Genomic DNA, 13352 nt, shown 5'->3' on the forward strand with positions numbered 1-13352 from the left:
AAGAGGAAAGGGGTGGAAAGGTCAAGGCTGCCATTTGACATGGCTTACGGCAACCTGACTTTTCCACCCCTTTCCCTTTTTCTATGTCAATGCAACGTTACTCCCGGGTGCTGGGCATGGCTTTGGCCTTGCTCACCACCGGGGTTCGCGCGCAAAGCGTGCAGGAACCCCGCCCCACAAACTGGTGCGGCACCACGGCCGAACAGGAACGGTATTTTGCGGAGCACCCCGGCGCCCGCGAGGCCCAGCAGGCCTTCTACCGCCGCCTCGAAGCCGCGAGCCAGGCGCAGCTGCGCACGGCCGCCGGCCCCACCGCCACCCCCGACGTGACCATTCCGGTGGTGGTGCACGTGATTCACGCCGGCGGCACCGACAACATCAGCGACGCACAGGTGCAAAGCGCCATCGACCAGCTCAACCTGGACTACCAGAAGCTGAACCCCGACACGGCGTCCATCATTCCGCTCTTTCGGCCCATTGCGGCTTCGGTGGGCTTTCAGTTTCGGCTGGCCAAAAAAGACCCCAACGGCAACTGCACCACCGGCATCACCCGGCACTACCTGCCTAACTTGACCAACGACCCGCAAAACGGCACCGTGCAGGCCGTGGGGGTCTGGGACCAAAGCAAGTACCTCAACATCTGGGTGGTGAGCAGCATCGGCGTGACCACGGCCGGCGGCTTCACGGTCGGCTACGTGTCGCCGCCCAACCAGCCCACCAACCCCCGCGACGGCTTCGTGGTCCGAAACGACTACTTCGGCAACCAGGGCACCAGCAACCCCTCGCGGGCCCTGCTGCGCGGCGCCACCCACGAAATCGGCCACTATTTTGGCCTGGCCCACCCCTGGGGCAGCACCAACGACCCCGGCACCGGCAACTGCACCGGCACCGACAACGTGGCCGACACGCCTCCCACCGACGGCACCTTCAACTGCAATCTCAACTACGCGCCCTGCGGCCCGATAGCCAACGTGCAGAACTACATGGACTACGCCTCCTGCGCCGTCATGTTTACGCAAGGCCAGCGCGCCCTGATGCGGGCGGTGCTGGCCGCCAACCGCTCCGTGCTGGTTTCGGCGGCTAACCTAGCAGCTACGGGCACCAACGACGGCTTTGTGGCTCCCAGCTGCGCGCCCATTGCCGCGTTTGGCCCGGCGCCCGGCTCGGGCACCAGTGTGTGCGTGAACACCCCGGTGGTGCTGCGCGACTACTCGTCTAACTTCACGGCCGCCGGCGGCGCCGTGACTTACACCTGGGCCATGCCGGGCGGCACGCCCAACCGGGGCAGCGGCCCCACCGTGACCGTGACCTACCCCACGGCCGGCATCTACACCGTGACCGAGACCGTGAGCAACGCCGTGGGCAGCAGCACCGCCACCAGCCTCATCAAGGTGGAAGGCCCCACGGGCGGCGAGACCGCGCCGTTTGCCGAGTCGTTTGAAGACCCCAACTTCCCCGTGCTGTTTCCGTCGCCCAGCCTGCGCAACTACGAAACTTCGGGCACGACGAGCACCGGTGCCACCTCCACGTCGTTTGTGTGGCGCCGCCAGACCCTGGCCACGCCCGCCGATGGCACGGCCTACTTGGTGGTCACCAACCGCACGTACCCGGCCGGCACCACCACCACCCTCATCACGCCCAACATCAACCTGGCCGGGGTGCCCGGCAACGCCACGCTGAGTTTTGCGCGGGCCTACGCCCTGCGCACCGTCACCGACGACGTTCAGCTCCGGGTATCGTTCAGCAGCGACTGCGGCGCTACCTGGACCGTGCCCACCGTGTTCGACGCCGCCGCGCTCAACACCCAGGGCCGCGGGCCCGTGGACGGGTTTGTGCCCGCCGCCGCGACCGACTGGCAAACGCTGTCGGTGCCCGTGCCCGCCCAATTTCAGGGCGGCGGGGTGAAAGTCCGCTTTCAGATGGTGAACGGCACGAGTGCGGGCAACAACTTCTTTTTCGACTACCTGCGCGTGTCGGGGCCGCTGAGCACCCGCGCCGACGCGCTGGCCAGCCGCGGCATTGGCGTATTCCCGAACCCGCTCACCAGCGAAACCGCCGTGCACTTCAACCTGGCAGCAGCCACCGACGTGCAGGTGCGCCTCACCGACGCGCTGGGCCGCGACGTGCTCACGCTGCCCGCCAAAACCTACGGTGCGGGCCAGCACGCCCTCGCCCTTGCCCCGGCTGGCCACCCCCTGCGCGCCGGTGTGTACGTGGTGCGCATTACGCTCAATGGAGAGCTCTACACCTCGAAGCTGACCGTGGAATAGAGCCGGCCTACTCCCCGGTGAATGCCCGCAAAGCCCTGCCGTGTACACGGCGGGGCTTTTTGGTGGGCTGCCCTCCGCTTGGGTGGCCGTACCTTTGCGCGGCCGCTGCCCACCGGTTGGCGGTGTTGCTGCTTTTCAACCGTTCCGTTGCCCCTTATGCGCAAGCAAAAACCCGTCGCCAACTCCTTCGTCATCATGACCGAGCTCGTGCTGCCCAACGACACTAACACCCTCAACAACCTCATGGGCGGCCGCATGATGCACCTCATGGACATCGCCGCCGCCATCTCGGCCCAGAAGCATTCCAACCGCATTGTGGTCACGGCATCGGTCGACAACGTGTCGTTTCGCGACAGCATCCGCCTCGGCAACGTCGTGACGCTGCAGGCCCAGGTCACGCGCGCCTTCAGCTCCAGCATGGAAGTGCACATCGACGTATGGGCCGAAGACATTCCCAGCGGCACCAAGATGAAAACCAACGAGGCCTTCTTCACCTTCGTGGCCGTGGACCAGACCGGCCGGCCCATCGACGTGCCCGAAGCCGTGCCCGAAACCGAAGAGGAAATCCGCCTCTACGACGGCGCCCTGCGCCGCCGCCAGCTGCGCCTGGTGCTGGCCGGCCGCATGCAGCCCGCCGAAGCCAAAGAGCTGAAAGCCTTGTTTGCGCTCGAATAAAAACTGACGCCGAAGCGTATTTTCGCTGCCTCACTTAGCCCGTTTGCCATGTCTGCCGAAAAGCTGGCTTTCCTGCAAAATTTCTACACCGACGTGACGCTCTACGTGCCCGCCGAAGCGGCGGCACCCACGCCCCCGGTGGCCCCGGTGGCCGCGCCCGTCAACGCCGCGTCCTCCCCGCCCAGCCGGCCCGAGCCAACCAACCCGCTGGACAAGCCGGCGGCCCGCCCCGGCCTGCCCAAGTCCATTCCCACGGCCAGCCAGGTGCAGCTGGCCGGCCGCCTGGCCGGTGCGGCCCTGCCCGAACCAGCGCCCGTGGCCGCACCGCTCGCGCCCGCCAACGTGCCGCCCGTTATGCTCACGCCATTCACCACGCTGGGCGACAACGCGCAGGGCGTGGTGCTGCTGTTCCGCCTGCCGCAAGAGCAATTTGTGAAGCTGCACCGCAACGTGTTCCTCAACAAGATGCTGCAGGCGCTGAACATGGTGATGGCCGACGTGGTGCTGGTGAACGTGGAATCAGACCTGCCGGTGGCGCTGGCCAACCTGCGCCGCGAGCTGGCCGCCACGCACATCATCGCCTTCGGCAAAAACCTGCTCGACACCACCATTCGCAACACCCAGATTTACGAGCCCGTGCTCTTTCCCAGTCTCAACCTGGCTTACTTAGCGTCGGCCACCGTCGATTTGGTGGAGTACGACGTGAGCCTGAAAAAACGGCTTTGGCCGGGCTTGCAGCGCATGTTTGCCTAATAAAAAAGCCTCTCCAGCAAAGGAGAGGCTTTTTTATTAGGGTCTGTTGGCCCGATGGCGTCGCTGTTGAGCCGGGGCCTTAGTTTACGTTGGCCTTCACTTTCAGCACCTCGGCCAGCTTGGCGGCCAGGGCTTCGCCGCGCAGGTTTTTGGCGATGATTTTACCCTGCGGGTCAATCAGGAAGGACTGCGGAATGGCTTTCACGCCGTAGGCGGCGCCCGCCACGCTGTTCCAGCCGGCCAGGTCCGAAACGTGGTTCCAGGTCAGGCCGTCGGCGGCAATGGCTTTCTCCCATTTGGCCTTGTCCTGGTCGAGCGACACCGAATAGATGGTGAAGCCTTTGTCTTTGAACTGGTTGTAGGCCTTCACCACGTTGGGGTTTTCCTGGCGGCAAGGGCCGCACCAGCTGGCCCAGAAGTCAATCAGCACGTACTTGCCGCGCAGGCTGCTCAGGGCCAGCTTGTTGCCCTGGGGCGTGGGCAGGTTGATTTCCGGGGCCTGGGTGCCGGGGGCGGTGGCGCGCAGCGGCTCCAGGCGGGCCGTGAGCTCCTTCGTGAACGGCGACGACGGGTTGGCCTTGCGCTGCACGCCGGCCACGGAGTCGGCAAACGCAAATTCTTCTTCCGGATTGAGGAAGGCGCCCACCGCGAACCCGCTGGCCACGGAACCGGCATTGCGCCGGATGAGGCCTTTGATTTTCGCCGAATTTCGAGCCTGCAGCGTCATGTACTGCCCTTCAATGGCTTTCATCTCGTTGGTTTTGCCGGCCTGGCCGGCAGCGTTGTAGCGCTGGCCCAGGCTTTCCATCTCGCCGCGGCTGCCCTGCATCACCTGCGTGAGCTGGCGCAGCAGCTCGGCGTCCTTGCTGCCCTTCACGGTGTAGGACATGGGCAGGCTGGTGGCGTCGCCGCTCAGCTGCACGTGCGTTTTGTTGTCAAGCAGCAGCAGCACCTGGTTGGCATCGTCGAGCTTGAGTTGGAAAATGCCGGGCGTGAGGGCCGTGCCTTTCAGGGTGAAATTGCCCGAAGCGTCGGTTTTGGCCTGGCCTTTCTCCACAAACTGGTTGGAGGTGAGCTCCGACAAATGCAGCACCGTGCCGGCGGGGGCGTTTTTGAGCTGGCCCGACACCTCGTAGCCGTCGGCGGCCTGCGCGTTCTGGCAGGCGTTGGCCATGCCCAGCACGGTGGCGGCAAGGAAAACAGATTTAATCATAGGATGGCGCATTTGGAGCAAAAGGCAATTGACAGTGGGCAATGGGTTCGGCGGCGGCGCATGAGTAACCAGCAACTTCCTAACGAACCTCTTCGGGGTTGACGTTCAATAACAGCTGCCGGAAAATGTTTATTGCCTGCCGTTATATAATCGAAGTTACTTATCCTTCCAGGGCGGTGCGCAGTAGCTGGTTGGCCAGCTTGGGGTCGGCTTTGCCGCCGGTCAGCTTCATGAGCTCGCCCATGAACATGCCCGTAAGCGACTTCTTGCCGGCGCGGTACTCGGCCACCTTGGCCGGGTTGGCGGCCAGCACTTGCGCCACGAGGCCTTCCAGCTCGCCGCTGTCGGCTTGCTGGAGCAGGCCGAGGCTTTCGGCGGCGCCGGTGGCGTTGGCGGTGGGGTGCTCCAGCAGGTGCGGAAACAGCTGCTTGCTGGCAACCGAGTAGTTCAGCTTGCCGGCGTCAATCAGCTCGATGATGCCGGCCAGCTGGGCCGCATCTAGCGGAAAGTCGGCCATGGTGAGGGCGCGCTCGTTGAGGTAGCTCTTCACCGGGCCCATCACCCAGTTGGCGGCCGCTTTGGCGTTGGGCGTGAGGCGAGCCAGCTCGTCAAAATACAGAGCCACGTCTTTCTGGTCGATGAGCACCGAGGCGTCGTAGTCGCTCAGGCCCAGCTCGCCGGTAAAGCGCGAGTAGAGCTGCTGCGGCAGGGCCGGCAGCTCGGCGGCCACGCGGTGCAGCCACTCGTCCGAAATCACCAGCGGCGGCAGGTCGGGCTCGGGGAAATAGCGGTAGTCGTTGAGGGTTTCCTTGCTGCGCTGGCCGTTGGTGGTGCCGCTGGCGGCGTCGAAGCCGCGGGTTTCGCTGTCCACTTCCTCGCCGGCTTCGATGATGGAAATCTGGCGCTCGACCTCGTAGGCAATGGCGCGCTGCACGTTGCGGAAGGAGTTCATGTTCTTCACCTCCACCTTCATGCCGAACTTCTCGGCGCCTTTCAGCATCACCGAAATGTTGGCGTCGCAGCGCAGCGAGCCCTCTTCCATGTTGCCGTCGCAAATGCCAAGGTACTCCACCAGCTTCTTGATTTCCATCAAATACGCGTAGGCTTCCTCGCCGGTCCGAATGTCGGGCTCGCTCACTATCTCGATGAGGGGCACACCGGCGCGGTTCAGGTCGACCAGGGTTTCGGTTTCGCCGGCCAAGTGCATGCTCTTGCCCGCGTCTTCCTCCATGTGGATGCGGGTGATGCCGATGGACTTGGTGCTGCCGTCGGTCAGGCGAATGTCGACGTGGCCATCGTAGCAAATGGGCGTTTTGTCCTGCGTAATCTGGTAGCCCTTGGGCAGGTCGGGGTAAAAATAATTTTTGCGGGCAAACAGGTTGTCGCGCCGAATCTGGCAGTTGGTGGCCAGGCCCATTTTCATGGCAAATTCCACGGCCGTGCGGTTTACCTTGGGCAAAGTGCCGGGGTGGCCAAGGGTGATGACCGACAAATTGGTGTTGGGCGCAACGCCGTACTCATTTTCGTCCGACGAGTACATCTTGCTGTGCGTGAGCAACTGAGCGTGTACTTCGAGACCGATAACGGGTTGGTACTTGGCAAGGGTGGCTTCGTCCATATCTAAAAAAGCGGGGTACTAAAGGCTATCAGGCCTTAAAGGTAACGGCTGCGGCAACGCCGGGCACCACCGCCGGCGCGGGCAGCTCCCCTGTTCGCCCAATTCCGATGAGCCCGGCCGGTTATCGGGTGCGGTACATTGGGTAGCCGCGCTGGGGAAAGGGCGATTGCCGGTTCATCATCACATCGTAGTAGATGGGCACGGTGAGCAGGCTGGCGGTGGGCTGGCCGTCGCGCCGGCCGGGCAAAAACTGGCGCTTGAGCTGCGGCACCGCCCGCAGAGCAGCGGTTTTCAGAAATTCATCGGTGCCCTGCACCACGCGGGCATCGGTCACGCGGCCGTTGGGGGCCACGGCCAGCTCAACCTTCACCTCGCGCCGGAAATTGCCCTGGTACCACATCACGCGCTGGTTGAGGCGGTACATCGCGGCTGTTTCCTCCTTGTTGAGCTTGATGGCTTTGCTGAGTTCCTTCACCAGCTGCTCGCCCCCGCCGGGGTACAGCGGCAGTTGCTCGTAGGCAAAATAGGGCACCAGCGTGCCGTTGGGGGCATAGCACGAGCCCACGCCGCACTTGCCGTTCACGTACTGGTCGCGCCGCTTGGGGGCGCCGTTGGGGTAATAGGTGAGCAGCTCGCCGTGCCGCACGCCCCGCACGTAGTCTTCCTTGGTTTTCATCGAGCCGTCTTCGTACCAGGTGGTGAGCGTGCCGTACAGCACGCGGCGGTTCACGTCGGCATACGGCAGGTACTGCATCAGCCGGCCCGAGGGATAATACACCCGGGTCACGCCGCTCACGCTGTCGCGAAACGTGGTTTCGGCACAATACGCCAGCGAATCGGCGGCAGTACTGGGCGTAAAGTCGGCGGAGTAGAACTCAGCCGGCGGCTGAGGCGGCGCAGGGGGCGGTGCGGGCACCAGCGCTACCGGTGGTTCGGGCGCGGGCACTGCTTCGGGCGCGCCTTCTGCCACCTGGGCGTGCCCGGCCAGCGGCAGCAGCCCCAGCAAACAGCCCCACCAAATGGAAGTGGTTTTCACAGAAGTTCAGATTTGAGCAGCAATTTACCGGCCTGCGTTCGCGCCGGTTCGGCGCGGGCTTCGGTGTGTCCCTGTAAGGTACGAAAGCCGTCGAAATCGAGGTGCCTGCCACACTATTTTTGTCACCCAAAAAAGCCAGACGCTGCATGGCAACGGCTGGCTTCTCGGGCTGTGGCTTCCGGTGGCGGCTTAGTCGTTCATCACCGGCACGTAGGTGTCCATAAAAGCCGCAGACGTCTTGTTGTAGGCTTCGTTGAACTTCTGGTTTTGCGTGTTGTAGGCGTTGATGTTGTTGTTGATGGTTTGAGCATCGACTTTCGTGAGGTGGTCTTTGTTTTTCAACAGCTCCGCAATCTGCACAAACTGCTTGGCGCACATTACCACGTACAGGTTGGCCAAGTCGCGGGCCGCGTTGCGGTAGGCCACGTCCTTGCCCCGAAACGCCGGCACCGCCGACAGTTCCGCGGCCGATTTCTCGGCTTCGGCGGCCAGGGTCACGCGAGCGGCCTCGAAGGCGGCGGCATCCTGCGAGTTGAGGGCGTCGGTGAGCTTGGCGCTGGCTTTCTGCACCCGGAAATACGGCAGAAAAACCTGGTGCTGGTACTTGTTCACGGCCGACACCTGGCGGGTGTACTCGGCCAGCTTCGCCGACTCTTTGCTGCTCTCGATGCTCATGCCAAATTGCTTGGCGAAGCGCTTCTGGGCGGCGTTCACGCTGTCGTCCACCACGGCCAGCTTCTTCTCGGCCACTTCCTGGGCGTCGAAATAGCGCTGCATGGCCTCGAAGCTTTCGGTGCGGGTGGCGGCCAGCGCGTTCACCTGCTTGTAGTCGGCCGAGTACACCTCCAGCATGGTCTTGAAGGCGTTGAGGGCGCTGGTGCGCAGCTCGGTGTTGCCTTTGTAGGCGGCGGGCATGCGCTGCACGTTGGCCACGGCCACCTTGTTTTGCTCCACCACTTCGAGGCGGCGGTTCTCAATCTTGCGGTCGTTTTCGCTGTGGGCGGCCTTGCTGATGTAGCGCAGGTTTTTCTTGAGCAAGTCGACCTGCTCGTTCACGATGGCATTGTTGTAGCTGGCCGGGTCCGCAAAGGTTTGGGCCGCGGCGGGCAGCGCTAAAGCCGAGAAAACACAGCCAACTGCGAGTTGGGTAAAAAAGTGCATAAGCAAAATGAGTTAAAGTTGTGGGAATTGGACTAAAACAAAGTTGCCACTTGCCGGCAGTTCTCCAACCCCTCGCCCCTACTTTTTTGCCGTTTTTCCTATTTGATGCGGAATGTGACCGGCACCGTGAACGACACCGAAACCGGCTCGCCGTCCTGCCGGCCCGGTGCGAACGACTTGAGCTGCTGCACAGCACTCACGGCGGCATCTTGCAAGGCCCGGTAGCCAGTGGCCAACTTGGGTGGCACCGCATCTTTGGCCGGCTCCACCGGCGCGATGTTCTTCACCTGCCCGTCTTTACCGACTACAAATTTCACTTTCACAATGCCGTAGACGCCCTGCCGCAGGGCCACGGCCGGGTAGCGGGTGTTGAGCTGCACGTCCCGCGTCACGGCCGATTGGTCGCCGGGCGCCACGGAATACACCGGCATCTGCTCGTAAGGGTAGTACGGGACCGGCTTGCCGTCGGGCCCGAAGCATTCGCCGGAAGTCGGCTGGTCGGGCGCGTGGTGGTCGCGGCGTTTCAGCGTCCCGTCGGCGTAGTACGTCACCAAATCGCCCACCACTTTGCCCGCCTTGTAGGTGGCCTGAAAGCGTAGCTGGCCGTTTTCGAAATACTCGCTGGCCGTGCCGTGGCGCAATGCATGGCGCAGGTCGGCGTAAGGCGCAAATAGCTTGAGCTTGCCCGACGGCAGGTAATACGCGCGCACGGTCCCGCCAACGGTGTCCCGAAACGTAGTAACGCGTTTCTCCACGGCCCCTACTTCCGTGGGAATTTGGTGATGGTCGGCGTCGAAATATTTGGTTTCGGCGGGCGGCGTTGGGGTTTGAACAGGTGGCGAGGCCTGGGCGTGGGCCACGGCGGCCACGCAGGCCATGCTGGCGGCCAGCAACAATCGAGAATGCATTTGAGACGGGTAGATTTCCCGTAAAGTAGCGGAAGAATTACGCAGCAACAGGCTTACCGAATGGCAAACGTGATGGGCACGGTGAAGAAAACGTCCACCGTTTCGCCGTCGTGCTCGCCGGGTGTCAGCCGGCCAAGGGACGCCACCGCCGACAGCACCGTGGCATTAAAAACCGGCGAGGGAGTTTTGCCAATGCGCACGTTGCGGACGAAGCCGCAATCGTCGACCATGAAGCTAACGAGGACTTTCCCCGTGATTTCGTGTGGATACAGCGCTTCTTTTGGATAACGCACGGCTTGCTGCACGGCCTGCACAATGGCGACGTTGCCCCCGCCCCCACGCATGGCCGGCATTTTGGAATGCTCCTTATTATAAGCGGCGGTAAAGGGCAAACCGTCTGGCCCGAACCCTTCACTTTGGGCGTCTTTGGGCAAGTCGCTGCCCACGGGCGTGCGGAAACGGACCTTGCCGTTGCGATAAAACTGTTGGTAGTAGCCCACGGGGCCGTCAACTTTATACTCGCAGCGGCTTTTGAGCTCGCCCGTTTCATAAAAGCTCGTTTCGGAACCGTACTTGATGCCGTAGGCAAAATGCAGGTAGGGCACCACCCGCCGCAACTTCCCCGACGGATAATAGACCCGCACGGAGCCGCCCACGCTGTCTTGGTAAATCATGTCTTCGCGGTGGTCGGCTCCTTCTGCGGTGTTCATGGGCCGGCCCAGGGCGTCGAAATAAACCGTGTGGATAGGCGGGACAACTGCCGCTGCGGGGGCCGCCGTTTGGGCCACAGCTGGAGAAACACAAGCCAGGAAAACGGGAATCAGTAGCCCGGGTAGAGTAGCGCGCATTGCCGGAGTAGGTAGAATAAATGGATAAACCGCTATGGCCTGCACACGAAGCGGCCGGTTTGGCGAAGCTAAAGCATACGCCTTGCTCCATCGCCAAACCGGCCGACCAATTCGATTTCCTGGCTGCTTACAGGGCTTTACTCACCGCCTCTTCGGCCTTGGCAATGGCGGCTTTGAGCCCTTCCGCGTTCTTGCCGCCCGCCGTGGCGAAGAACGGCTGCCCGCCGCCGCCGCCTTGGATTTCCTTGGCCAGCTCGCGCACCAGCGTGCTGGCGTTGAGCGTGCCCGCTTTGGCAGTTTCATCGTCCAAAATGACGGCCAGCTGCGGCTTGCCGTCGATGCTTGCCCCCAGCACTACCGCCAGCGGCGCGGGCGCGGCCTGCCGCACCTCGAAAGCCAGCGTTTTCAACGAATCGGCAGAGCCGGCGTGCACGGCAGCAGCCAGGAAATGTAGCCCGTTGGGCAACTGCTTGATTTGGGTGAGGAGCGTCCGGCGCTGGGCAGCCAGTTGCTGCTGCGTGAGCTGGTCCAGCTGCTTGCGCAGGCTGGCCATTTCATCGCCTTGCTTTTCCAAGGCGGTGAGCAGATGCTGGGGGTTGCCGAGCTTTTCGCGCACCTGGGCCAGCAGGTCGAGCTGCGCGTCCACGTAGGCTTCGGCCGCGCCGGCCGTCACGGCCTCGATGCGGCGCACGCCGGCGCCCACGGCGCTTTCCGCCGTGATTTTGAAGTAGCCGATGCTGCCGGTGTTCTGCACGTGCAGGCCGCCGCACAGCTCCACCGAGTAGTCCTTGTCGAAGGTGATGACGCGCACGAAGTCGCCGTACTTCTCGCCGAACAAGGCCATGGCGCCCAGGTTTTTGGCCTCGGCAATGGGCACGTTGCGGCGCTCATCAAGCGGAATCTGCTGGCGGATGCGCTCATTCACGATGGTTTCAATCTCGCGCAGCTGCTCGTCGGTCACTTTGGTGAAGTGCGAAAAGTCGAAGCGCAGCAGCTTCTCGTTCACCAGCGAGCCTTTCTGCTGCACGTGGCTACCCAGCACGTTGCGCAGGGCAGCCTGCAGCAGGTGGGTGGCCGTGTGGTTGTTGCGAATCAGGTTGCGGCGCACCACGTCGGGCTGTGCCAGGAATTCAGCTTCCAAATCCTGCGGCAAATCCAGCGTGGTGTGGATGATGAGGTCGTTTTCCTTCTTCGTGTCAAACACGCGCACCTTGCTCAGCGTCGATTCCAGGTAGCCGGTGTCGCCAATCTGGCCGCCGCTTTCGGCGTAAAACGGGGTCTGGTCGAACACGAGCTGGTACTCGGTTTTGCCCTTTTTGTCGATTTTGCGGTAACGCAGCAGGCGGGCCGTAGCCTCGTCCTGGTCGTAGCCCACAAACACATTGGGGGCGTCGGTTTCGGTCACGGTCACCCAGTCGCTCTGCTCGGTTTCCTGGGCGTTGCGGCTGCGGTTCTTCTGCTGCTCCAGCTCCTTTTTAAAGCCGTTCTCGTCCACGGTCAGGCCCTTTTCGCGGGCAATGAGAGCGGTGAGGTCGAGCGGAAAGCCGAAGGTGTCGCTCAGCTCAAACGCGGTTTTGCCGTCGATGACGCCGCCGTTGGCGCGGGCGCTTTCTTCCAGGGCATCAAGGCGGCGCAAGCCGGTTTCCAGCGTTTTCAGGAAGGAAATTTCCTCTTCCTCAATCACGCGCTGCACGAAGGGCACCTGCTGGTGCAATTCCGGGAAAATCCCTTTCATCTGGTCGGCCAGCACGGGCACCAGCTTGTAGAGGAAAGGCTGCTTCTGGTTCAGGCTCGAAAACGCGTAGCGCACGGCCCGACGCAGAATGCGGCGGATGACGTAGCCGGCCTTCACGTTGCTCGGCAGCTGGCCGTCGGCAATGGTGAAGGCGATGGTGCGGATGTGGTCGGCGATGACGCGGATGGCGATGTCCGTTTTCTCGTTTTCGGTGGCCGGCTGGTCGTTCACCGTGGCGGGCGCGGTGCCGTGGTATTCCAGGCCTACTTCCTTGGCAATGAACTGAATAAGCGGCTGAAATACGTCGGTGTCGTAGTTCGACTTCACGCCCGACACGGCCATCATTAGGCGCTCGAAGCCCATGCCGGTGTCCACGCTCTGCTCGGGCAGCTTGATGAGGGACTTGTCGGCCAGGCGCTGGAATTCCATGAACACGTTGTTCCAGATTTCCACCACCTGCGGGTGGTCGGCGTTCACCAGCTCGCGGCCGGGCTTGGCGGCCCGCTCCTCCTCGGAGCGCAGGTCGATGTGGATTTCGGTGCACGGGCCGCAGGGGCCGGTGTCGCCCATTTCCCAGAAGTTGTCCTTCTTGTTGCCCGGCAAAATCCGGTCATCGGTGGTGTATTGGCGCCACAGGTTCTGGGTTTCGGTATCGGCGGCGGTGCCGTCGGCCTGGTCGCCCTCGAAATAGGTGACGTAGAGCCGGTCTTTTTCCAGCTTGTACACCTCCGTCAGCAGTTCCCAGGCCCAGGCAATGGCGTCCTTCTTGAAGTAGTCGCCAAACGACCAGTTGCCCAGCATCTCAAACATGGTGTGATGGTAGGTGTCGTAGCCTACCTCCTCCAGGTCGTTGTGCTTGCCGCTCACGCGCAGGCACTTCTGGGTGTCGGCGATGCGCTTGTAGGGCGCAGGCTTGTTGCCCAGGAAATAGTCTTTGAACGGGGCCATGCCGCTGTTGATGAACAGCAGCGTGGGGTCGTCTTTCACCACAATCGGGGCCGAGGGGACGATGTGGTGGCCTTTGCTGGCGAAGAAATCAAGAAACTGCTGGCGAACAGCGGACGCGGTGGGGAGTGACATGAAGCTAGGCGCCAACCGGACGTTGACGAATGAGAAGATACCGTTGGATTATCTC

General features: G+C 62.7%; 10 protein-coding genes. 3 read left to right on the forward strand and 7 right to left on the reverse strand.

Annotated features, from left to right (window positions below):
* Positions 1–89 precede the first annotated feature (89 nt).
* The 3 genes from JAO73_RS09015 (at position 90) to JAO73_RS09025 (ending at position 3698) form a co-directional block, all read left to right on the forward strand.
* Entirely contained in the window at positions 90–2270 is a 2181-nt protein-coding gene (locus tag JAO73_RS09015; protein ID WP_198976746.1) for a M43 family zinc metalloprotease, read from the forward strand.
* Positions 2271–2426: 156 nt separating this feature from the next.
* The gene (locus JAO73_RS09020) at positions 2427–2945 is read left to right on the forward strand and encodes an acyl-CoA thioesterase (RefSeq protein ID WP_198976747.1); all 519 of its coding nucleotides are present in this window, start codon (positions 2427–2429) and stop codon (positions 2943–2945) included.
* A 48-nt stretch (positions 2946–2993) separates the two neighbouring features.
* The gene (locus JAO73_RS09025) at positions 2994–3698 is read left to right on the forward strand and encodes a hypothetical protein (RefSeq protein WP_198976748.1); all 705 of its coding nucleotides are present in this window, start codon (positions 2994–2996) and stop codon (positions 3696–3698) included.
* Between the two features lie 79 nt (positions 3699–3777).
* Here JAO73_RS09025 and JAO73_RS09030 read toward each other — a convergent pair whose 3' ends face one another.
* The 7 genes from JAO73_RS09030 to alaS form a co-directional block, all read right to left on the reverse strand.
* Entirely contained in the window at positions 3778–4911 is a 1134-nt protein-coding gene (locus JAO73_RS09030) for a TlpA disulfide reductase family protein (protein ID WP_198976749.1), read from the reverse strand.
* A 160-nt stretch (positions 4912–5071) separates the two neighbouring features.
* Positions 5072–6529 carry an Asp-tRNA(Asn)/Glu-tRNA(Gln) amidotransferase subunit GatB gene (gatB, locus tag JAO73_RS09035; RefSeq protein ID WP_198976750.1) on the reverse strand — a complete coding sequence of 486 codons (1458 nt, stop codon included), beginning with the start codon at positions 6527–6529 and terminating at the stop codon, positions 5072–5074.
* Positions 6530–6650: 121 nt separating this feature from the next.
* Entirely contained in the window at positions 6651–7565 is a 915-nt protein-coding gene (locus JAO73_RS23355; RefSeq protein ID WP_198976751.1) for an energy transducer TonB, read from the reverse strand.
* Positions 7566–7754: 189 nt separating this feature from the next.
* The gene (locus JAO73_RS09045) at positions 7755–8726 is read right to left on the reverse strand and encodes an LIC11966 family surface protein (protein WP_198976752.1); all 972 of its coding nucleotides are present in this window, start codon (positions 8724–8726) and stop codon (positions 7755–7757) included.
* 98 nt (positions 8727–8824) lie between these two features.
* On the reverse strand, positions 8825–9634 hold the full coding sequence (locus JAO73_RS09050; RefSeq protein ID WP_198976753.1) for an energy transducer TonB: 810 nt from the start codon (positions 9632–9634) through the stop codon (positions 8825–8827).
* Positions 9635–9687: 53 nt separating this feature from the next.
* Positions 9688–10344 (reverse strand): TonB family protein, encoded by a 657-nt coding sequence (locus JAO73_RS09055; RefSeq protein ID WP_198976754.1) that lies wholly within the window; start codon positions 10342–10344, stop codon positions 9688–9690.
* A gap of 265 nt (positions 10345–10609) precedes the next feature.
* Positions 10610–13297 (reverse strand): alanine--tRNA ligase, encoded by a 2688-nt coding sequence (gene alaS, locus JAO73_RS09060; RefSeq protein WP_198976755.1) that lies wholly within the window; start codon positions 13295–13297, stop codon positions 10610–10612.
* Positions 13298–13352: the final 55 nt, after the last annotated feature.

The sequence above is a fragment of the Hymenobacter miniatus genome (assembly GCF_016427455.1).
GTDB classification, from domain to species: Bacteria; Bacteroidota; Bacteroidia; order Cytophagales; family Hymenobacteraceae; genus Hymenobacter; species Hymenobacter armeniacus.